12 protein-coding genes and 1 pseudogene are annotated in these 23,705 nt (G+C 59.1%); 10 read left to right on the top strand and 3 right to left on the bottom strand.

The window, feature by feature from the left end; genetic code table 11:
- Positions 1 to 220: 220 nt before the first annotated feature.
- From FHX11_RS18935 to FHX11_RS29960, 10 genes and pseudogenes are all read left to right on the top strand, one after another.
- Positions 221 to 703: an invasion associated locus B family protein gene (locus FHX11_RS18935; protein ID WP_348649719.1), complete on the top strand. Its 483-nt coding sequence runs from the start codon at positions 221 to 223 to the stop codon at positions 701 to 703.
- A gap of 13 nt (positions 704 to 716) precedes the next feature.
- On the top strand, positions 717 to 2,447 hold the full coding sequence (locus FHX11_RS18930) for a ShlB/FhaC/HecB family hemolysin secretion/activation protein (protein WP_246781077.1): 1,731 nt from the start codon (positions 717 to 719) through the stop codon (positions 2,445 to 2,447).
- A 5-nt stretch (positions 2,448 to 2,452) separates the two neighbouring features.
- Positions 2,453 to 3,058: a hypothetical protein gene (locus FHX11_RS18925; protein WP_246781076.1), complete on the top strand. Its 606-nt coding sequence runs from the start codon at positions 2,453 to 2,455 to the stop codon at positions 3,056 to 3,058.
- A 193-nt stretch (positions 3,059 to 3,251) separates the two neighbouring features.
- A complete protein-coding gene (locus FHX11_RS18915) occupies positions 3,252 to 18,626 on the top strand; it encodes a hemagglutinin repeat-containing protein (protein WP_348649718.1) in 15,375 nt (5,124 codons plus the stop codon).
- 11 nt (positions 18,627 to 18,637) lie between these two features.
- Entirely contained in the window at positions 18,638 to 19,417 is a 780-nt protein-coding gene (locus tag FHX11_RS18910) for a hypothetical protein (RefSeq protein WP_210292509.1), read from the top strand.
- Between the two features lie 283 nt (positions 19,418 to 19,700).
- Positions 19,701 to 19,886: a hypothetical protein gene (locus FHX11_RS18905; RefSeq protein WP_184359332.1), complete on the top strand. Its 186-nt coding sequence runs from the start codon at positions 19,701 to 19,703 to the stop codon at positions 19,884 to 19,886.
- Positions 19,887 to 20,365: 479 nt separating this feature from the next.
- A pseudogene (locus tag FHX11_RS18900) lies at positions 20,366 to 20,467 on the top strand (transposase); the annotation flags it as partial.
- 61 nt (positions 20,468 to 20,528) lie between these two features.
- On the top strand, positions 20,529 to 20,813 hold the full coding sequence (locus FHX11_RS29970; protein WP_348649723.1) for a hemagglutinin repeat-containing protein: 285 nt from the start codon (positions 20,529 to 20,531) through the stop codon (positions 20,811 to 20,813).
- Positions 20,732 to 20,914: a hemagglutinin repeat-containing protein gene (locus FHX11_RS29965; RefSeq protein ID WP_348649722.1), complete on the top strand. Its 183-nt coding sequence runs from the start codon at positions 20,732 to 20,734 to the stop codon at positions 20,912 to 20,914. Before FHX11_RS29970 ends, FHX11_RS29965 begins: the two co-directional genes overlap by 82 nt.
- Before the next feature lie 229 nt (positions 20,915 to 21,143).
- On the top strand, positions 21,144 to 21,356 hold the full coding sequence (locus FHX11_RS29960; RefSeq protein WP_246781074.1) for a hypothetical protein: 213 nt from the start codon (positions 21,144 to 21,146) through the stop codon (positions 21,354 to 21,356).
- A gap of 26 nt (positions 21,357 to 21,382) precedes the next feature.
- Here the strand turns inward: FHX11_RS29960 and FHX11_RS18890 are convergent, their stop codons facing one another.
- From FHX11_RS18890 to FHX11_RS18880, 3 genes are all read right to left on the bottom strand, one after another.
- A complete protein-coding gene (locus FHX11_RS18890; protein WP_184359330.1) occupies positions 21,383 to 21,889 on the bottom strand; it encodes a hypothetical protein in 507 nt (168 codons plus the stop codon).
- Positions 21,890 to 22,106: 217 nt separating this feature from the next.
- Positions 22,107 to 22,835, bottom strand: a complete 729-nt coding sequence (locus FHX11_RS18885; protein WP_281411609.1) for a GntR family transcriptional regulator — start codon at positions 22,833 to 22,835, stop codon at positions 22,107 to 22,109.
- A gap of 128 nt (positions 22,836 to 22,963) precedes the next feature.
- Complete coding sequence (locus FHX11_RS18880) at positions 22,964 to 23,704, bottom strand: amino acid ABC transporter ATP-binding protein (RefSeq protein WP_184359326.1); 741 nt, start codon at positions 23,702 to 23,704, stop codon at positions 22,964 to 22,966.
- Position 23,705: the final 1 nt, after the last annotated feature.

Below are 23,705 nucleotides of genomic sequence, written 5' to 3'. Positions count from 1 at the left end.
TGGCTTTGACTTTGGGTAGTTTTATATGTCCCCCGCGAGTAAGTCTTTCTCCTTCAAAACCTGCACATCTGTTGCGTTCCTTTCCTCGACGCTGCTTGCATTTTCAGCAGTCGCGCAAGAACAGCCCACGCCGGCGGCTGCCAATACGTCGTCCAGTGCCGGCTCTGCTCAGGGCTCCCCTGTCGCAACGACCGAGCAACAGCCGGCCCCGCAGGCGCGCGTGCAGAAATTCGACGACTGGTACTATCGCTGCATCGACGGCAAGGCGGCGAATGGCTCGGCAGCGGAGAGCTGCGAAGTTGCACAGATTGCGACCGTCAAGCAGGGTGATCAGGACGTCAATGTTTTGACGCTGGCGGTCGCCAAGGTGCCGGCTCCCGCCGCAACAGACAAGAAGGCGACAAAGCAGCCTGCCAGTGAACTGGTGCTGACCACGCTCGTACCGCTCAATATGTATCTGCCGGCAGGCATCAGCATCGATGCAAGCGACAAGCCGGTCGTGCAGCTCACCTATCGCAACTGCAACCAGGCTGGCTGCTGGGCGCAGCAGAAGCTGGATGCCAAGATGGTGTCCGCCCTTTCCAAGGCCGCTGACGGCACAGGCCACGTCCAGATGATGAACGGCCAGAAGGTCAACATCAAGTTCTCGCTGAAGGGATTATCGGCAGCGCTCGATGCGCTGCAGAAGGCCGCTTCGAACTGACCGGGGCGAGCCTATGATGTCAAACCTGCGTTCGGCGGCCGCCATCGGGGGGCTTTTGGCAGCGGCCCTTGTGGCGTCGACCGCGGCTGCGCTATCGCCGAACGACGACTTCGCGCGCCGTCAGGCGCAGGAGGCCGAACAACAACGATTGGAGACCTTGGGCCGGATGACGCCAAAGCCATCTCCAGCCGAGGCTCAGCAGCCTGACGCATCCGGCGGTCAGAAGCCCGGTCTATGCTTTGCCATCAACCGTATCGAGGTCGAGAGCGTCAAGCAGTTTTCGGTGGGCGCGATCGACAAGGTCACGGCGCCCTATGCGAACCGTTGCGTCGGTGTCGGCGAGATCAACGGGCTGCTACGCGACCTGACGCATCTCTATCTCGACAAAGGTTTTGTCAGTTCCCGCGTCTATGTGCCGGCGCAGGATATCGCCGGGACCAAGGTGCTGCGTCTCATCGCCGTCGAAGGCACGCTTGCCGACATCTACATCGATGGCAAGCCGCAGCCTGGCTCCGGCGTGCTTGCCACGGCCTTTCCCGGCATGAAGGGCAAGATCACCAATCTGCGCGATATCGAGCAGGGTCTCGACCAGATCAATCGTCTCACCTCCAACAATGCCAAGACGGCGATGCTTCCCGGAAAGACGGATGGCACCTCGATACTCAACATCGAGAACAAGCCGGACCATCCCTGGCACCTTTCCTTCGGCAACAGCAATCTCGGCCAGGAACAGACCGGATACTCCAAGTCCTCGGCCTCCGCTGGCTATGACAATCTCTTCGGTGTGAATGACCAGTGGAATTTCGCCTACGAGCATACTGGGCCGGACTATTCTTGGCGGGATGACGGTCTGGGCAAGAGCAACAGCTATTCCGGCAATGTCAGCATGCCTTACGGCTACTGGACCTTCTCGGCGAACGGCTCCTGGTACGAATATGACAGCTCCGTTCCGGGCAATTTCGGCACGCTGCAGACGTCGGGCAACAGCAAGCAGGTCGGCATCGGCGCCGATCGCGTGATTTTCCGCGACAAGGATTCGATCACGACCTTCAACAGTGGCCTGACCTACAAGGAAACCAACAATTTCCTGCTCGGCAACAGGATCGAGGTCGGCAGCCGCAAATATACCGTTGGCGATCTCGGCATCTCGCATTCACGCCGGATGTTGGGAGGTCTCTGGGTCTTCGACCTCTCCTACAGCCAGGGGCTCAATCTTTTTAATGCGGTCGCGCCCGGCGATGTTGGGGCAGGGGATGCCGATCCTCGCTTCTCAAAGTTCAGCGGCACGATCACCATGACGAAGCCTTTCGAGCTTGCCGACCAGCGCTTCGAGATCAATTCGCTGGTGACGGGCCAGTATTCCCCCGACAATCTGTTCGGGGCCGAGCAGATCTCGGTCGGCGGCTATTCCTCGGTGCGCGGCACACGCGAGACCATGCTTTACGGCAATAACGGCTTCTTCATCCGCAACGATCTCCTCTGGCGCATGCAGCCTTTTGCCGACAATGCCGGACTAGCGAAGATGCTTGGAGAGTTCCGGCCCTATGTCGGTCTCGATTACGGGCGGATCGCACGCCAAGCGCGCTATCAGATCGCTGGCGGCGACATGTTCGGCTGGACGGTCGGCGCCAAGCTCGCCGGCGGCAATGTCAATTTCGATATTGGTTATTCGGATGTTTTGGGCGGCACGGTCGAGCGGCGCGACTCCGGGCTTTTGTTTGTCAGTACATCCGTGAGGTGGTGAAAGTGATGGTGAGTCAGGTGTCAACAATTGCATTCAAAAATACTTCGAAGTCGTTTCGGCACAGCGTGAAGCTGCTTGTGGCTTTTGCGCTGGCAGTGATCGTCAGCGCCTGCCAGACCGCGGATCCCCGGCTGGTGACGGCATTGCGGAGTTCGTCCGTCACGCAGATTCAGCTCGAAACAGCTCCAGACGTGAACATGGGGGGATTCTTTGACAGAAAAAACCCCGATCCACAGCTGTCGAAAGTGGTGCAGACCCTCGAGGCTTCGCTAAATCGTGAACTCAAAGGTCTACCCGGGGGGAAAACACCCGGAAAGCTTATCGTGACACTGCACACGGTCGACCTCGCCAGCAACGCCGGCCGTATCATCCTGGACAACGACAGCCGTATGTCGGGATCAGTCCGCCTTCAGAATGCAAAGACTGGACGTCTCATAGCCGAAACGGATGTCTATGTGACCGAAAAGGGCGTGCATGGTGAAGGGAACATCGGCGTCTTTGTCGCCATGGCAATTAACGCTGCTCAGGTTTCTCAGAAGAAGGACGCTCTCGCTCATGATCTCTCCGACAAGTTCGTTGCCAGCGTAAAGACCTGGCTCGTGCAGAAGTAGGAAATTCTGTCGTCACCAGGGACACCCGATAACGGCAAGACCACAGTGCCAGGAAATGGACGAGAAGATGAGCAACGGGAGAAGCGGATTGTCGAAAAGGATTGATCAACTGGGTGGACTTACCCGGCAATCGCTTGCGACAGTGCTAAGTGCGTTGCTTATCTTTCAGCCGATGCTGACTAATGCACAGTCCGTGTCAGCCGCCGGATCGGCGCCCGCAGCCAACCAGCCGGGCGTCGGTGCCACCCCGAACGGCGTACCGCTGGTCGACATCGTCACGCCGAATGGTGCCGGCCTCTCTCATAACAAATACGACAATTTCAATGTTGGCACGCCTGGCCTCATCCTCAACAACTTTAATGGGGAAGTCGGCACTTCGAATCTGGGTGGTGCCACACCGGGGAACCCGAATCTAAGGACATCGGGCCCGGCATCGGTCATTCTGAACGAGGTGACCTCAGGCAATCGTTCCGCGCTGAATGGTCCGACCGAAGTGTTCGGCGGCAGGGCCGACGTCATTATCGCGAATCCCAATGGAATTACGTGCTCAGGCTGCGGTTTCATCAACACGCCGCGCGCCACCCTGACGACGGGCGTTCCCGATATCGGGTCGGACGGTCGTCTCACGGGCTTCACCGTCAACGGCGGCGACGTGACCTTTGAAGGGACAGGCGGCAACTTTGCGGCCGCTCCCGGCTCAGTCGATCTGTTCGATGTCGTCTCGCGTCAGATCCATGTGAATGCTCCGATCTATGGCAAGACCATCCGGCTGACGGGCGGAGCCAGCAAATATGACTACGCGACTGGCGAGGCGACGGCGCTGACCGCCACCTCCGGCACGCCGGAATATGCGATCGACGGCACGGCACTCGGCGCCATGCAGGCCGACCGCATCAAGGTCGTTGTCACGGAGAAGGGTGCCGGCGTCAAGATGAGTGGCGACATGGCCGCCAATGCCGGCGAACTCACGCTGTCGGCTGATGGCAAGATTTCGATCGGCAATGTATCGGGACGCGATGGCGTCACCATCACCTCGAAACAGAAGGCCACGGCCGCGAAGGTCACGTCGAGACAAAAGGTCAAAGTGCAGGCCGATCAGGGTATTACCCTGCAATCGGTTGCAGCAGATAGCGATATCGTGCTTGCAAGCGGCAGTGGCCTGCTCAGCATTTCCGGCGACGTCAACGGCGGCACGACCATGCAGATGAGTTCGGGCGGCGGTATCTCAGCCGGTAGCCTGACGGTAGGCGGCGGCGCATTGCTTTCCGCATCTCTGGGAGACATCCGGATCGCGGGCGCCGCCAAGACAAGCGGCGACTTGTCCCTCATGGCTACCGCCGGCTTGATCGCAACAGGATCGCTTCTGAGCTATGGCAATATCACCCTCAATGCCGGCCTTGATATTGCTGCCGTTGGCAATGTTTTTGCCGGGAATGGCATTACCGTTTCCGGCCGATCGATCTTGACTGGCACCACGGTCTCCGGTCTCGATATTGCAGCCACCCAGGCGGACCCGAATGGTAAAGTTGTTTTTGCCAAAGCGGCCGACCTACGGTTGACCGCACCCGGTGATATCACCGCCGCAAGCCTCCAGTCATCGGGCAATATCAGCGCTCAAGCGGCAACGTTGTCGGCCGGTGGCATTACTGCCCATAGCGCGATCGATATAAAGGCTGTGACGAACATTTCCGGCCAACTTCTTGCCGGAAGTAACGTCGGGATAGACGCCAAGGGCCGATTGCCGATCAATGGCAACGCGATCTATGCGAAGACGATCGCTGCCGGTGTCGACTTTGCCGCTACCGATGCCGCGGGCGGCAATATCATGCTTGCGCAGAACGGCGTGCTGACGCTTGATGCCGCCTCCGGCAATATTGTCGTCGGCAATCTCCTGTCATCCGGGAATTTCGGTGCCAATGCCGCGCATTTGCAGGCCGAAAACATCAGCAGCCACGGCGAGACCACAGTCTCGAGTGGCCTTGACGTTAGCGGTCAACTGTTGTCAGCCGGCGATCTTACGATTGTTGGCGATGTCATTCATGCAAACAGCCTGATTTCCGGTGTCGATTTCGTCGCGACCAAGGCGGCTGGCGGAAATATCGTACTTGGTCTTGGCGGGGATATGAAGCTAACCGCCACCCGCGACCTTGTCGCCGGCACCATGCTCGCTGCCGGCGATCTGCTCGTCCGCGGCCAGACACTAGCAGCCGATACCGTGACGGGGCATAAAGACATAACGCTTGCCGGCAAGACCGATATTGACGGTCAGATTCTCGGGGCCGGTAATATCAGCATATCCGGCACGAGTATTGCTGCCGACGCCATCGTCTCCGGCGTGGATATCGCAGCGACAAAGGCGGCTGGAGGTAAGATTGTTCTTGCGCCTTCGGCAACCGGCACCGGAAACTTGGCACTTGCGGCCACCGGTCTCCTCAAGGCAGGCACGCTGCTTTCCTCCGGCAAGCTCAATGCCAGCGGGGCGACTGTTGCTGCTGGGAACATAACATCCCATGGCGATACCAGGCTTGACGGTGCGCTCAATATTACCGGGCAAATCCTTGTCGCCGGCAACGTGCTGATCAGCGGCGAAAGCGTCTCGTCGCAACTCGTCGCGGCGGGTGTCGACTTTGATCGTACCACAGTGGCCGGCGGCAAGATCGTGCTATCGTCGCGTGGCGACCTGACCATAAGCGCCAAGGGCGACATAGCGATTTCGAACATGCAGGCCGCCGGCGCCATCTCCGCCGATGGCGCAACCTTGGCAGCCGATACCGTCACCGGCCATCAAAATATTTCTCTTTCGGGTGCGATGAGCGTTACCGACCAGATCCTTGGTGCGAACGACATCCGAATTTCCGGGGCGAGCATCAAGGCTGACAACATCGTTTCCGGCGTCAATTTCGCCGCGACGGCCGCTGCCGGTGGCAATATCGTACTGACGAAGAGCGGCAACCTTCTGCTGAGCTCGACGGGCGCTTTGGCTGCATCCACACTTCTGTCTGGTGGTAACCTCAGCGCCAACGCGGCAACGATCGCCGCCGACAATATTACCGCCCATGGCGATCTTGTGCTTTCGGCTGATGCCGGCGCGACAAATGGGTCGGTGGCTGCCAGCGGCCAGATTCTCGGGGCCGGCAATGTGCTGATCAGCGGTCAGCGCCTGGCGGCTCGGACGATTGCCGCTGGCGTTGATTTTGCTGCCACCAATGCTTCCAATGGCGATATTCTGCTGTCGCCAAATGGCGATCTGAATATTTCAGTGGGCGGAGATATCTCTGTCTCCACCATCCTTGCCGCCGGCGATTTGCGCAGTTCCGCGCGGACCATCACGGCAGATGCCATCACAGGCCACAAGGATATTACGCTTTCCGGAGTGACCAAGGTCAATCGACAGGTTCTCGGCGCGAGCGACGTTACGATCTCCGGATCGAGCATAAATGCCGATGCAATCGTCGCCGGCGTTGACTTTGGCGCCACCAAAGCGGCCGGGGGAACGATTACGCTCGCCAGCGGTGCCAATGATGGCAACTTGGTCCTCTCAGCAGGGTCCGTGCTCGACGTCGCAACGTTGCTTTCGGCCGGATCGATCAAGGCGAGCGGTGGCGCCATCGCGGCCGACGTGGTTACGTCTCATGGTGACCTGACACTTTCTGCCGATATGGCAAGTGGTCGGATCGATGTCAGCGGCCAGATTCTGGCAGCCGGCAACCTACTGATCAGTGCAGAGGATCTCAGAGCCGGCACGGTCGCCGCCGGTGTCGATTTCCACGGCACCAAGGCCGCAAATGGCAAAGTTGTGCTTACGCAAAGCGGCGATTTGACCGTTACGGCTGGTGGCGATGTGGCGGCGGCCACTCTGCTTGCGGCCGGCAATATCAAAGTGTCAGGCCAGACGATCACATCGAGCGCGATTTCCGGTCATCGCAACATTAACCTGGATGGCAGCACGAACGTTACCAGCCAAATGTTGGGTGCAGGTGCCATCACCATCTCCGGCGCTGACATTCGTGCCGATGCCATCATAACCGGCGTCGATTTCGCCGCGACCGAAGCCGCTGGTGGCAAGATCATTCTGGCGCCCATGGCAGCCGGCAACGGTGCACTTTCGCTTTCTGCGGCAAACAGGCTCGACGTGGCAACGCTTCTGTCGGCGGGAGCGCTCAGTGCTTCCGCCACGACAATCGCAGCCGGTGCCGTGACCGCTCATGGCGACATCACGCTTTCCGGCGACACGACTGTCAGCGGTCAGATTCTGGGTGCAGGCAACGCGCTGATCAGCGGCCAGGCGATCACGGCCGAGACCGTTGCAGCAGGTATGGATTTTGATCGAACGGCGGCATCGGGCGGCGACATCCTGCTGTCGTCCAATGGCGATCTGACGGTCACCGTGAATGGTGCAGCCAAGATCTCCAAGGTTCTTGCCGCGGGTTCCATCGACGCAAAGGCTGGGAGCATCTCCGCCGACAGCATTACCAGCCATAAGGATATCACACTTTCCGGAGCGACCGCCGTTAGCGGTCAGATATTGGGCGCCGGGGATATCAATCTCTCCGGTTCTGGCATCAAGGCCGGCGCTGTGGTCTCCGGTGTCGATTTTGCCCGAACTGCGGCCTCTGGTGGAACCATCACCCTGGCTGGCGGCGGCGAACTGATGCTCACGTCGAGTGGGGCGATTAATGCCGGCTCGTTGTTGTCAGCCGCGAGTCTCAAGGCCGACGGCGCGGAGATCAAGGTTGGCAACGTAACCGCCCATGGCGATGTCACGCTCAACGGTTCCTCCAATCCGACGATTGCAAGCGGCCGGGTGATTGTAAACGGGCAAATCCTTGGCGCCGGCAAAGTCCTGATCACAGGCCAGAGCCTATCAGCGCAAACGATCGTTGCCGGGATCGATTTTGGTACGACCGACGCCGCGAACGGCGATATCCAGCTTTCGCAAAGCGGCGATCTGACCGTCAAGGTCAGGGGCGAGGCAAAGGCGGCGGAAATTCTTGCCGCCGGCGTTATTGATGCAGAAGCTGCGCTTATTTCCGCTGGCCGCATTTCCGGACACGACAAAATTGCTCTGTTGGGAGCGACGACCGTCGGCGGGCAAGTGCTCGGCGCAGGCGATGTCAGTATTTCCGGGCCTGGCATCAAGGCAGGCGCTATCGTTTCGGGCGTCGATTTCCGCATGACGGCCGCGAACGGTGCGGCTATTGCGCTCGGCGCACGGGGCAATCTGAATCTTCTTTCCGCTGCTGACATTGAGGTCGGTACGTTGCTATCGGCCGGGAATCTTGACGGTTCTGGCGCAAACATTACTGCCGACACAATCACGGCCCATGGCGATTTGGCGCTGCGGGGCGTGGCCGACGCGACAACCGCAGCCGGTCATGTGGATGTCAGCGGCCAGATTCTTGCCGCCAGCAATGTTCTGATCAGCGGGCAGGCTGTTTCAGCCCACACGATCGTTGCCGGTGTTGACTTTCAGGCCAGTGTTGCGTCGGGAGGCGATATCCTGCTTGCCCCAACCGGTGATCTGAAGGTGACAGCGGGAGGCGATGTCTCAGTCTCAACCATGCAGGCTGCTGGCGATATCAGCGTCTCGGGGCAGACGATCACGGCAGGCAATGTTACAAGCCATCGCGACATCAAGTTTGCCGGTTCCACCAACATTGGGACCCAGGTCCTTGCGGCGCGCAACATCGATATCTCCGGTGGCGACATTCGCGCCGGCGCTGTCGTGTCCGGCGTCGATTTCGCGGCGACGGCTGCAGCCAACGGCGGCATTATTCTGGCCGGCAGCGGCGACCTGAAGCTCAACGCCGCCGGAATCGTCAAGGCCGGTACACTCCTGTCTGCCGGTCGACTGGATGGCGCCGGTCAGACCGTTATCTTGGATAGCGTGACGGCACATGGCGATATCGCGCTTGATGGCGCCACGAGCATCAATGGCCAGATTCTGAGCGCAGGCGATGTGTTGATCAGCGGACAGAGCCTTGCAGCCCAGGCGATCGTCGCGGGCGTCGACTTCAGTGCGACCGAGGCGGCCGGCGGTGACATCAAGCTCTCTTCCAACGGAGGCCTGAAGGTTACGCTCAATGGCGGATCGAAATCTTCGACGATCCTTGCCGCTGGCGCCGTCGATATCAGTGCTGCCGCAATCGCGGCTGATGCGATTACGGGGCACGGCACCATTACGCTCTCTACGATCCCGGCAACGACGGCCGCGAGCGGTCGCGTGGACGTAAGCGGCCAGGTCCTCGGTGCTGGCGATATCTCCATCTCCGGATCGGGCGTTCAGGCAGGCGCGATCGTCACGGGTGTCGATTTTGCCAGGACGGCAGCCGCGAGCGGCAACATTATCCAGACGGCAAGTGGGGAGCTCCGGCTGAATTCGACAGGTGATGTGAGTGTCGGCACGCTTTTGGCCGCCGCTGATCTTACGGGGAAGGCGAACGCGTTTAGAGCAGCAAGCATCACCAGCCACGGCGCGACTGATTTGCAGGGAAGTGTCGATGTTACTGGCCAGATGCTCTCGGGCGGAGCGCTCAGCGTCACGGGTGACAGCCTCAAGGCAGGTCTTCTGGCCTCCGGCGTAGATTTTGCCGCGACCGATGCCAGCGGCGGCAATATCGTCCTTGGACGATCAGGGTCCATGAGCGTCAAAACCACCGGTCACGCGACGGCCGGTGCCATGCTTTCCGGCGGCGACGTGACGGTGAACGCCAGCAATCTCGAAGTGGATAGCCTTACCTCGCACGGTAACGTCGATATTCTCGCCGATCTGAACGCAAGCTCTCGGATCTTGTCTGCCGGAGACTTGGCAGTCAAGGGCGGCAGCATCGAGGCACCGATCCTGATTTCTGGCGTTGACTTCGATCAGACAAACGCCGCCGCCGGCAATATCGTTCTTGGCGCCAGTGGCGCCATGACACTGATCGCCAGCGGCAATGTTGCTTCCACAGCGCTGTTGTCGGCGAGTGATTTCACGGCACGGGCTGCAAGCATCAAGGCAGACAGCATCACCAGCCATGGTGGCATAGATATCGCCGGCAATGTCGACGTGGGAAATCAGATCCTCGCGGGCGGCAGGCTCGCGTTAAGCGGTGGTCACATCAGCGCGCCGGTTCTGATCTCGGGTGTCGATTTTGCTGCCACCAACGCATCCAGCGGCGGCATCATGCTAGGCCAAACAGGCGATATGGAGCTTTCCGCATCCGCGGGCGTCACTAACCAGACCCTGTTGTCGGCAGGCAGCCTCAATGTGGATGCGGCTGATATCTCCGCCACCTCTGTGATCGCGCACAAGGATATCGCCCTTGTTGGCGGCAACAGCGTTAAGATTACGGGTCAATTGTTGGGTGCGGGCAGGATTCTACTCTCCGGCCAGGCTGTGCAGTCCAACCAGACTGTTACGGGCGTCGATTTTGCCGCAACCGCCCGTTCCTTGAATGGCGCCATTGTCGTTGGACCGAGCGGCGATCTCACCATTCAAGCCGGAAGTGCCGCCACTGGATCGCTGATTGTGGCAGGAGCCCTCGATGTCGAGGCCAACGCATTCACAGCAAGCAATATTACCGGTTACGGCGCCGTCTCGATCGATGCGGCCGCTCCGGCGACCGGAAGCGGCCGCGTGGAAATCAATGGCCAACTTTTGGGTGCGGGCAACGTTTCGATAACCGGCGGGAGCATCGACGGAAGCGTCATCGTCGCTGGCGTCGACTTCGCAGCAACAAGCCAATCGTCATCAGGCATTGTCCTTGGGCAGGCAGGTAATGTTTCGCTCACTGCCACGGCTGGCGATATCAGTGCCAACAATCTGCTTGCCGCCGGCAACATCTCTGCTACGGCGGTCGGGAATGTCAGCGCCAAGGCTGTGGCCCATCGCGACATCGTCCTGAATGCCGGCAACGCGATCACGCTCAGCGGCCAGTCTCTTGCGGCCGGCAACGTCAATCTGACGGCACGGTCGATCACGATCGACACATTGGTATCCGGTGTGGACTTTGCCGCGACCCAGGTTTCGGTGAATGGCAGTCTGATGCTGCAGCGCGCAGGCGCAGCCACGTTGTCGGCTTCGGACGGGGGCATCAACGCAAACGCGTTGCTGTCTGGCGGTAGTCTGGCCGCCAATGCCACGCAGAACATTGCCTATTCCAGTCTGCAGAGCCTCGGTGACGCCACGCTCACCGCTCCGGGCGCGATCACCTATACTAATACCACACGGGTCGGTGGCAATCTAACTATCAATACCGGTGCTGTCGATCTCTCCGGCACAAGAGGCAACAAGATCGCCGGCGGCGGTACGTTGACGCTCAACGCTTCTTCCGCCAACTTCGCGAATTCCAGCCTCGTATTCGGTGGCCTCGTGCTCAATCTCTCGGGCACTGCCGATTTCTCAGGCGCCCACGTCAATACCGTGACCAACGCTGGCGGCTCCGGTGACATCAACATCTCGGCCGCGGGCTTGACGGCAAACGCAAGCACGGCGTTGCTGGCCGCACACGACCTTGCATTGATCTTGCCGTCGTTCACCAACGCAGGCCAGTTGGCCGCCGGCAATAACCTTCTCTTGCGCACGACGAGCGATCTGAAAAACACCTCGTCTGGCCTGATCTTCGCCAGCAGGAACATCGATCTCTTTGTCGGCGGCGTCCTTGCCAACGATCAGGGCGCTATCGTCTCGAGTGGCGATCTTACCATCCAGGGTGCCGTGTCCGGTCAGCGCAATGGTGCCGTCATCAACACGTCCGGTCTGATTCAATCGGATGGAAGCGCCTCGATCCTGACATCCAATCTCACCAATCAAAGATCAACGGCGCCGACCTGGGTGACAGGACAGTTGATCTCCTCGGGCGCTGTGGTCGGAACCTTCGTGCTCAATCCGGATATTGCGGGGCAGCCCTTCGCTTACCTGGAAACCGTCGACCAGAACATGTTTCAACTCTATCCAGGTGTTAACCCGCCGTCCTGGCAGGAATATCAGCCGCAGCTCTGGTCCGTCTCGACGCTTGCGGACGGCACGAGCTATCGCGCCTGGACCTGGATATCGGGCAAGGGACCGACGGAAGTCCGGCCGATCTTCAACTGGATCAAGGATCGCGTGCCGAAGGACGCCAACGGCAATCCGGTTCTCGATCCCAACAACCCATCGCGCTATTTCATCGTCGATGAAGTCGTCAAGAATGGCTCCGACACCAGCACGACCTACAGCTGGGACTGGGGCGCCAACATCAGCCAGTCGATCTATGAAGACCGATTCACGAGCCCGCTGAGCCCCGAGGGCGTAATCCGTGCCGGCGGCAATCTCACGATCGATGCCACCAATCTCAACAATTCCTACAGCTCCATCGAAGCCGGCGGCAATGCGTCGCTGAAGGGCGGAACGCTCAACAATCAGGGCGTCGCGCTCTATCGCACCACCATGTTGACGTGCAACGCCCAGAGCACATGTTCGGCTTACAATGCCGACGGCTCTGCCAATCCCTCCCGCGATATAGCCAACGGCACCTCGATCGTCTCGAATACGCAGGTGATCGCCAGTGCCGCCGGCAATATCAAGGCTAGAGGTGCCCTCAATCTTGCCTTCGGGGCGATAAACAACTCTGCTGCACCGGGGTCTGTCTCAGGGAGTGCAAGCCTCGCAGCGCGAAGCGATCCAGGCAACCCTCTCTCGGCGCTCGGTAGTATGACGGCGGGCGGTGCGTTGTTTAGTGTCAATGCCGCACTTGCCGGCATTGCTGCCAATGGTGGCGCCAATGTCGGGAATGGTCCATCCGTTACCGGAAACAGCCTAATGCTTGGCAGCGGCCCCGCAATCGTCGACAGCGGTCTTGCTGCAACCGGAAACCTCTCAGTCAAGAATGCCGGTGTGACGGCAGGCGGCGGCGTCGCAATCAGCGGATCCGGTCTGACGGCAGATGGAGTGGCATCCGTTAGCGCCAGTGGTCTGACGGCTACAGGCTCTGCGACAGCAAATGGCAGCAGTTTGGCCACAACGGGTGTCGCAATTGCTGGTAGTGGCCCGATTGCGGACACGGGGGCTTCGCTCAATGGCGGCAATCTGACGGCTGCTGCCGGCGCTTCCGTCGATTCGAACAGCCTGATAGGCAAGCTCAGCGTTGCCTTGGGCGGCAGCGGCAATCTCGCCGAGATTCTGCGGGTAAATGGGGCTGAACTGGCTTCCCTTGCCAAGCCGCAATCCGGTGGTGTCGGTGGCACGGTTCCCGGCCAGGTCTTCCTGCTGGAGACGCGTGCGGCCTTCCTCGATGTCTCCAAATTCTACGGCTCCGGATATTTCATCGACCGCGTCGGCTACACGCTCGAAACCAAGGTGCCGTTCCTGGGAGACGCCTATTTCGACAATCAGCTGGTCGACACGCAGTTGCGGCAGTTGGTTGGCAATGGATTGGGAGCGGGCTCCTTCATCCCGGGTGACAACGCGACCGACCAGATGAAGTCCCTGCTCGACAATGGCGTTGCCTATGCGGAGGCGAACGGCCTCGCTCTGGGACAGGCGCTCACGCCGGAACAGGTAGCCAATCTTACACAGTCGATCGTGATCTATCAGACGGAGACGATCAATGGTGCGCAGGTGCTGGTGCCTGTCGTTTATCTCTCCGCAGCCGACCGCGCGAAACTGAATGGCGCAGGCGCTATCATCGCAGGTAGCACAGTCAACATTGATGCCGGTAATCTTAACAATTCCGGTGCGATCGCCGCAGCTGACGGCATGACAATCGATGCAACGACCATTCAGGCCAACGGTGGCACCTTCCTTGCCGGCGGCAACCTGAACCTCAGCGCCTCGAACGGCATTACGCTTGCCGCGCAGACGATGACCATCGGCGGGCAGTCGGTTGTTGCTTCCAGCGGTGGAATAACGGCTGGCGGCGGCCTGAAAGTCGATGCCGGCGGCGGCAACCTGTCTCTGACGGGTTCGAAGATCGCTGCCGGTGGCGCAGCACAGCTTTCCGGCCAGACCATCACGCTCGCCACCACGAAAGTCGATAATGGCGGACAACAAAATGCGACCGGCACCCGCATTGAGACTGGCGGCAATCTGACGATCGACGCCAATCAGGGCGTCGATATCATCGGCTCCTCCGCCAAGGCGGGCGGCGGTCTGTCAATCACGGCAAAGCAGGGATCCGTCACTGTCGTATCGACCGATCTCACCCGGCAGACCGATGATGGCTACACGCGCAAGTCCGGCACCGAGCAGCAAGGCTCACAGCTCATGGCCGGTGGTAATCTGGTGGTCACTGCCAATGACGGGCTGCTGATCTCGGGTTCTGATCTGAAGGCTAGCGGCAGCCTCGGCCTCACGGCCAACGGTGATATCAATGTCGTCACCTCGCAGGGGCAGGAGACTTCCGTCTCCGGTCACAGTTCCTCGTCCTCCCTGGCGCATGGCGGTTCCACCATCACGGCGGGTGGCGATATCGTTGCCAAGTCTGGCAACGATATCAACTTCATCGGCTCGACGATGGTGGCCGACGGCACGCTCGGGCTACAGGCAAAGGGCGATATCACCATCGCCGAGGCGACGGATGCCTATACGCTCGATGTGAAGGGATCGACCAAGAAGAGCGGCTTCTTCGGCTCGAAGAAGGAGACCGTCTCGGGTCATCTTGAAAATACGACGGCCGTCGGATCCTCAATCTCCGGCAAGGACGGCGCGACGATCGTCTCGGGCGGCGATACGACCATTTCGGCCTCCAAGGTGACGGCGGGCGACGATACGCATGTTGCCGACCTGAATGTCCAGACCGGCGGCAATCTGATCGTCAGCGCCGGCAAGGATACCGAAACCGAAAACGACAAGTCGAAGAGCAAGGGTTTCCTGCGCAGCGGAAGCTACAGCTATGACGGCTATAACGAGACGACGGTCGGATCGCAGCTCTCGGCCTCCGGCGACGTCAATCTCGACGCCGGCAAGGCGGCAGCCATCGTCGGCTCGAAAATCAATGCCGACGGCTCGCTGAACGTCTCCGGTGAGAGCGTTTCCGTCATCGGCGCACAGGAAAACCATCAGTCGGACAGCCAGCGCAAGGATTCTGGCCTGTTCGTCGGTTCCGGCGGCGGCTTCATCTCGCTCTACGGCAAGAACGAAAAGCAGGGCCAGCAATCTTCGACCGATAATATCGGCTCCGAGCTTTCGGCCGGCAAGGATGTCAATCTGACCGCGCGGGCAACCGATCTCAACATCATGGGATCGTCGGTCAGCGCCGATCGCGATATCAACCTCTCGGCCGCCCGCGACGTCAACGTCACCCCGGGCGCGGAAAGCTCGTCACAGTCCGAACAGCAGAAGAAATCCGGCTTCGGTCTTGCTCTTTCCGCCGGCAATGGCGGCTTCTCGATCGGCATCGGCGCGCAATCGACCAAGGACAGCAAGGCGCAGCAGTCCGATACCAATGCCGTCTCCGAGCTTTCGGCCGGGCGCGATCTCAACATTTCGGCCGGCAACAATGTCAACCTGCAGGCGACCAGCGCCTCGGCCGAGCGCGATGTCAATCTCTTCGCGGGCAAGGATATCAATCTGCTCTCGGCCAATGACGTCACCAATTACGAGGAGGTGCATGAAAAGACCTTTGCCGGTGTGACCATCTCGGTGACAAGCCAGATCGGCAAGGCGGCCCAGAGCATCATGAACTCGGCCGAGCGCCTTTCGGACAGCGGCGGCGTCAATGCCATCACCAACACGGCCATTGCCGGCCTCGGCTTCTATGAGGGCTACAAGGGGCTGAAGGGCGCCTATGAGGGGCTCACCAGCACGGATCCGAAGGTTGGAACCGGTCTTTCCTTCAGCATCGGCATCAACGCCGGCGTCAGCCATCAGGAAAATAGCTGGTCCTCGTCGTCCTCGACCCCGGTCGTGACCGATATTCGTGCCGGCCGCTCCATCACCATGGAAGCCGAGAAGGGCTCCATCACCAGTGACGGCGCGCAGATTCTGGCCGGCTACGACAAGAACGGCATCCCGACAATATCGGGCGACCCGCTGACCGGCGATATCTTCCTGTCGGCAACGAATGGCGACGTCAATCTCAACGCTGCCACGGGCACGTCGGATTCGACCAGCTCGAACAAATCCTGGAGCGCCGGCGTCGGCGTCAATTTTGGTTGCACCACCAAGGGAGGCTGCGCCCAGACCGGCGTCGGGGTGAATGCCTCCTACGGCAAGGGTGATTCCGAAACCTCCGGCACCAGCCACACGAACACGCATGTGAACGGCACCGGCGATGTCACCATCGTCACCAACGATCTCGCGCTGAAGGGTGCGACGGTTGCCGGCAATTCGGTTGGCATCGACGCCCGCTCGCTGACGATCGAAAGCCAGCTGGATACGCAGAAGGCCAAGGCCGACCAGCTCAATGTCTCCGGCCAGATCGGCATCGGCTCCTTCAATGTTTCCGGCGTCACGCAGAAGGCCAAGGGCGATGCGGTGCTCGTCTCCGAGCAATCGGGCATTCATGCCGGCACCGGCGGCCTCGACATCGACATCAGCGGCCAGACCTCGCTTGTCGGCGGCCTGATCACCAGCGAGGCCGGCGCCGAACACAACAGCTTCTCGACGGGCACGCTGACGGTTGCCGATATCGACACGCATTCGACCTGGAAGGCCGAAACCTATGGCGGCGGCATCGGCACCGGCGGCCTCACAATCGCCCCGCCGGTCAAGGCCGGCGAGAAGGAGACCGGCAAGGCCTATTCGGCCATCGGCGGCAATATCGGCATCACCATCACCGATCCGGCGCATCAGGTGCAGGACATCTCCACCATCCGCCGCGATACCGACAACACCAATACGTCGCTGCCCGGTCTGCCGGACCTGCAGAATATCCTGCGCGATCAATACAAGACGCAGGCTGATCTGCAGGCGGCACAAGCCACCATGGCAGGGCTGGTGGCGGATATCGCCAATAATCTCATGTTGAATGCCACGACTCAGGCTGAGAAGGACTTCTGGGGCGAAGGTGGCGCTGGCCGTGCTGCTTTGCATGCGCTCGGCGGTGGTCTTCTTGGCGGTGTTAATGGCGTTGAGGGGGCGGTGAAGGGTGCACTCGGCGGAGCGGCATCGACGATGCTTGCGCACGCCGTCAAGGAACTCGTTGCGGGCATGCTGAAAGACGCCAAACTCGGCAGCGACGAAGACAGAGCCAAGCTCGGGGCTGTATTTGGAGCCACGATCATGGCCGGCATCGGCAGCGTCGTCGGCGGAGGAGAAGGTGCGGCTTATGGGGCGGCGAACTATCAATATAACTATCTCGCGGATGAGGACCTCTTCAAGGCTGCTGACGCCCTCGCAGCGGCGGAAAAATGCGAGACCGATTGCGCCGCCCTTTGGGAAAAGGTCAATGATTATAAGCAGCTGTCACAATATAACGACGCGGTTCTGATTACCACGTGCACCGCAGCGCCGGCATCCAGCGCCTGCCAGCAGATGAAGCAGGACCTCCTGAAGTTTGCCAGCCGGCTGGACCGGGCGGGGATCGATGTCTTTCTTGATACTGCTCCCAGCGAAAATCCGATCGATCTGACATTCGATACTGCCACGCTGCAGCAATTCAGTGGAACGAAAAGCGCAATCAATCTCGACGTCATCCTTGCGCGATATTTGTCTGAGGCCGACAAGAATGGCGTCCCGGTCGATGTCGCGATTAATAAGGCGCTCACGCAGATCAGCCGGACCGAGGGCGGCATGAAGGCGCTTTTAGATGGCGCTGGTGTCGTTGGCGGCGTGGCCGCTTGTGCCGGCACCGTCGGGACTGCTTGTGCCCTCGGCCTGATCGGCGCCGCTGTCAGCGCTAATCAACTCGTTGCAAGTGCGCAGCAATCCCTCACAGGAGAGGACGCAAAGACCGCTCTTGTTTATTCGCTCGAGAAGGCCGGATATTCTCAAGAGGAAGCCGAGCGCTACGAGCACTATATGGATATAGGCGCCGTCGTTCTGACAGTCGGCGTCGTTGGCGGCGAGGTAGCTGTTCGATTCACTGCGGCAAACCTTAGTACTATCGCGTCGGCCGCCGAACGGCAGGCCGTGGCGCAGGCCCTTGAGAAGATACCGCCGCTCCGCACCATTAACGGCAAGGCCCTAAATCCGAAACTGCCGGATCCGGCGGCGGGTTATGGCTATGTTCCCAAAACGGTCGCCTCGGACAAGCCAAACATTGCCAACTCACATATCAACGGCTTTAATGCCGAGATCGATTTGGCCAACCAGATCGCCGACTTGCCCGGGCAACAGGTTCTCCGGTATGGCGACGCAGTTGGAACGCATGGCGCGGATGTCATCTCAGTTGACGTAAATACTGGGGATGTCTTCCTCTGGGACAGCAAGTTCAGAAACTCTGTGGTATCAATCAAGTCGTCGCCAACGTTTACGCCGGGATCTAATTCCCTGAACAACGCGCTTCAGCAAGCTGAACAGGAAATTCGAAAATCCACTTTGCCACAATCGATCAAAGACAAAGCTACCGCCAACCTGGATGCTGGCGAATTCACGGCCAATACAGTCGGAACGGCGAGCGCTAAAAATTCGGTCCCCGTCAAGTATTGTGGCTTCAATCCGTGCTGAAGGAGTCAGTTTTGAGTGCTTTTAACCCCATTCGAGAGCGCGAGACGATGGACGGTGCCGTTGAGTACGTACTTCGGACCGAATTCGACCCTACAAAGCCGATGGGCAATTTTGCAGCGAACAATATCGCGAGAGTCATTGCCGCATGGCTGGTGCTTTACAATAAAGAAATAGAACCCGCAATCCATCGTGCGAACCGCTGGCTCGACCAGGTGCTCGACGCTGGGGGCGAGAAATTTGGCCCTGATCCCAATGCCCACCTCGCAAAATTAAATTGGGCCAGAGCCATCGGAACATGGCTTGAAGATGGATGCGGCGACGAAACTCATTGGGACAACGCCCGGGTCTTCGAAGAGGCCAGATGGAGGTTTCCAGGTCGGCCTTGGCCGCGAAACGAAGTCGTGAACTACGGCCTTGACGACTACATGGCCTTTGCCTGCCAGAACTTTGAAGAGCCGGAAACTGTCGAGGCCGGTATAGATATGTATGAGCACTGGCTCGGCAACAAGCCGTTATCGCTTAAAAAGCTGCTGAAGCCGCGCGACCTCGGCTATGCCATTTGCTTGCACTATGCCCGCCAGCAGTTCGAGGAAGAGGAGTTGTTCGAGGCTGGCCGCCGAATGCTACAGGCCAATCTTGAGGGAACCTGGTTGGGAAGCGGCCAATATATGCGCGCGGCCACATGGCTTAAGATCGTCTATTGGGACCGGAACCAGACACTCACTCCGTTGGAAACCATACTCAAAGCCTACGACAACATGCCAAACGTACCGCGCCCGAATTTCATCTAGCGAACTGATGAATCGTTAGGTTTTCTCTACATGGCATTTCATTTGGGAAATCAATCAGGAGGAACAATCAAGCTAACCACACGTCATTGGACCATGAGCTCACGCTCGCCCAGACCTTCGGATGATCGTCTGGCTGGCACGATAGCCTTCGGTGAGCTGGGATAATCCTGGTGAATGGGAGGGTGCATACGATACAAATGAGGGGGCAGCCTATATCGGAGGATGATACTGAAAGTGTTGTTGGAGACCTCAACAGACGACGCCATATCAATGAAGATACACTATGAGGCTGCTCGAAAATAATGATGAAGAAATTTCTGTCGTTATTACACACCGAGAAGCTTTGATGATTGTTGCCGTTGCTCGAGAGGCGGTGTTTGGAACACGTGTTCCAGATTTTGAGACACGGGTTGGCTTTGCTCCACGAATTACGGTGACAGTGAATTACGGTGACAGTGCACATGAATAAGAGCGCGCGCCCTATTTAGCTTACCCTGTGGCCGGTCTCGCCCCGTCTGCAGAACCAAGGCCGTCACAGCGAAAAATTGCTGCACTATCACCGGATTTCCGGTCCTTTCGGCCGGGCGCGATCTCAACATCTCGGCCGGTCATGACGTCAATCTGTAGGCGACCAGCGCTTCGGCCGAGCGCGACGTCAGCCTGTTCGCCGGCAACAACGTCAATCTGCTGTCGGCCAACGACATCACCAATTATCAGGAAGCGCACGAGAAGAGCTTCGCCGGTGTGACGCTCGCCGTATCGAGCCAGGTCGAATTACGGTGACAGTGCACTCAAATAGGACACACACCCAATTTGGTTCGCCCTGTGGCCCGCAGCGCCTTACGACAAAACCAAGGCCGTCGCAGCAAGAAATTAGTACACTATTGACCTGCCACAGGTAATTTCCTCCAGATTGGATTAGAGTCCGGCCTATTGAAGGACGGACGCATGAAGAAGCAGAGATTTACAGAAGAGCAGATTATTGGGGTGCTGAAGGAGCAGGAGGCAGGCGCGAAAGCCGCTGATCTTTGCCGGCAGCACGGAATTACGGTGACAGTGCATTCAAGTAAGAACATACAACCTATTTGGCTTTGCCCTATAGTTCGGCGACATCAACCTCAACGCCGCTACCGGCACGTCGGATACGACGAGCACGAACACGTCCTGGAGCGCCGGTATTGGCGTCAACCTTGGTTGCTCCACGGCGTCGACCAAGTGCGAGACTAGCGTCGGCGTGAGCGGCTCCTACGGTAAGGGCAGCGCGACACGGAAAGCCTTAGCCGCACCAATACAAATGTCAACGGAACCGGTGACATCACCATCGTTACCAACGATCTGGCGTTGCGTGGCCCGACCGTTACTGGCAACTCGGTCACCGCTGACGTCAAGAACCTGACGATCGAAAGCCAGGTCGACACCGCCAAGGCCAAGGCTGACCAGCTTAGCCTGTCGGCGTCGACCGGCTTTGGCTCAACCAGCGTCTCCGGGGTCACTTAGAAGGCCAAGGGCGATGCGGCCCTTGTCACCGAGCAGTCAGGTATTCATGCCGGAGCGAGCGGCTTATCCATTGATGTGAGTGGCCATACTTCACTGGTCGGCGGCTTGATCACCAGTGAGGCTGGTGAAGGTCGTAACAGCTTCTCCACCGGTACCCTGACGGTCTATCGATACGCATTCGACCTAGAAGGCGGAGACTTTTGGCGGCTCGATTGGTACCAGCGGCATTATGCCGACGCCACCTGTGAAGGCCAGTGAGAACAAGAGTGGTCAGGCGCTTTCGGCCATTGGCGGCAACATCCCGATCACCATCACCGATCCTGCCCACCAGACGCAGGATATCGGCACGATCCGCCGCGATACGGACAACACCAATACGTCGCTGTCCGGTCTGCCGGACCTGCAGAATATCTTGCGAGACCATGCTCAACCTTTGGCCTGACCAACAACCACTACCGCGGCAAATCTTTAGTTGGCTGCAGCGATGTGTCTGTTCAGGTTGGCGAAATAGCGTACCTCGATTGCACGCAGGATGTCGCGGGGTTCGTCCTCATAGCTTTCCGCAAACTGCTCGTCCGTGGTCTCGACGGTGATTGCCCAATGCCCGCGGTGTGGATTGAGAGCGCAATCGGGAAAGTTCATGTGGTGGTGCCAAGGCTGGCCCAGTTCGTCTATCTCGATCAGGCGGCGCAAAAGGGGAGACTGATCGCCCAGCTCGCTTTCGGCGCTCGAAGGATGTCCGCCGTCCAGAATGTCGTCGCCGTGCAGCATCTTGACGAGTTGTTTGTCGACTGCGGGGAAACCATCGGAAACGGCGATGTAGGCTATATGTGCCTCGTCATCCTCGACGACGGCGGCATATTGATCGGGATAGGGGTTGAAACGGCAGCCGGGCGACAGCACGTGAGAATGCCATTTCTTGCCATCCTTTTGGAAGCCCTGAGCCATGGGGAGGCAGTCCTCCAGAGCAATCACGGTATAGTTCGGATAGGTATGGTCCGCTGAATTGCACATAACGCGCCTTTCTTGATCGTTTGCCGGTGAATACCGGCTGAGTTTGGTTATTCTCTGTGGTCTGGACACCGATGAGCAGGCGATGCGCCAATAAGCGGCGATAAGTTATTTGTTATAACAAAAAATGTCGTAAGGATCGGCCTTTCAAGGCATTGGCGTTCGGGCGTGTGAGTGAAGATTAGCGCGCAGCCTTTTGCGGCTTGGCCGAAAGCTCCTTGATCATGTCGAGAAGTGTGTCGGCAGCAAAGTTGATGTCGATGACGATGGCACTCGAGAGCCGTTCGGGATCGCGCGAATGAAGCGCGCGCACGATTGTCTGGTGATTGGCCAGCCCCTGTTCGACCTGACCGAAGCGCGGATAGATGACGTTCATGTAGGAACCGTTCATCATCCAGCGCTTTTCGATCATCCGAACGAGTTCGTTCATGCCGCTCGCGCGATAGATCGCGAAATGGAACTCCCAGTTGAGCTCGATGACGCGAGGGAAATCCTTCTTGTCATTCGCTTCCATCATCCGGTCGTTTATTTGGCAGATGTTGGCAATCTCGCGGTCCGTGATACGCATGGCCGCTTCCCGGGCAGCAAGGGCTTCGAGGGCGGTACGGATCTTGGTGAGTTCGACGATGCGCTCCGAGGTCAGGGTCGGGACATAGACCGAGCCGTTAGGCCTCATTTCCAGGATGCCCTCCGCGGCAAGGTTGTAGAGGGCTTCGCGCACGGGCGTCAGGCTTACGTCCAGTGCCGCCGCGACAGCGCGGATGGTCAGCTTCTGGCCGGGCTTGAAGCGGCCGGCCATGATCGCACTGCTTAGCTGTGTCTTTACCTGCTGCCCAAGCGTTTCGCTGCGGCCCAGCGGTGCCAGGTCGATTCCGTATAAGGAGGCGGAAGTCGGTTCGTTTCTGATCATGGCAGTGCTGTTTTACTCGATGCGTGTTCGTGAGATTCATGTGCTACTTGATGCAACAACGCTATACAGTAGTGGACACCAGCTTGCATAGAAGCGTGGAAAACATGGTATGGCGATCCTCCGGATCGCTAGTGCGACAGGACCTGGCTCAGGAACGTGCGAGTCCTTTCATTCCTCGGATTGTCGAACAACTCGATGGGTCGCCCTTCCTCGACGATCTCTCCCTTGTCCATGAAGATGACGCGATCGGCGACCCGGCGGGCAAAACCCATTTCGTGGGTGACGCACAACATCGTCATGCCGTCGTCGGCAAGCTCGACCATGACATCGAGAACCTCCTTGATCATTTCGGGGTCGAGTGCCGATGTGGGCTCATCGAAAAGAAGAATCTTCGGCTTCATGCAAAGCGCCCGCGCGATTGCCACGCGCTGCTGCTGCCCACCCGAGAGCTGCCCCGGAAACTTGCCGGCCTGCTCGGGGATCCGCACACGCTTCAGGTAGGCCATGGCAGCCGCCTCGGCTTCCGCCAGCGGCACCTTGCGCGCCAGGGTCGGGGCGAGCGTACAGTTTTCCAGCACCGTCAGGTGAGGAAACAGGTTGAAGTGCTGGAATACCATGCCGACATCCCGGCGGATGTGGTCGATATTGGCGATCTCGTCGTTGAGTTCCGTGCCGAGGACGTTGATCGTGCCCTGCTGATGCTCCTCAAGCCGGTTGATGCAGCGGATCAGCGTTGATTTTCCGGAGCCCGATGGGCCGCAGATGACGATACGTTCTCCGGCCTTGACGTTCAGGTCGATATTCTTGAGGACCTGAAAGTGACCGTAGAATTTGTTGACGCTCGAAATGCTGATGGCAGCCGTGCCCATG

The organism is Rhizobium sp. BK602 (assembly GCF_014195095.1).
In the GTDB taxonomy this organism is placed as follows: Bacteria; Pseudomonadota; Alphaproteobacteria; order Rhizobiales; family Rhizobiaceae; genus Rhizobium.
This window is presented reverse-complemented; position numbering and strand designations above follow the sequence as displayed.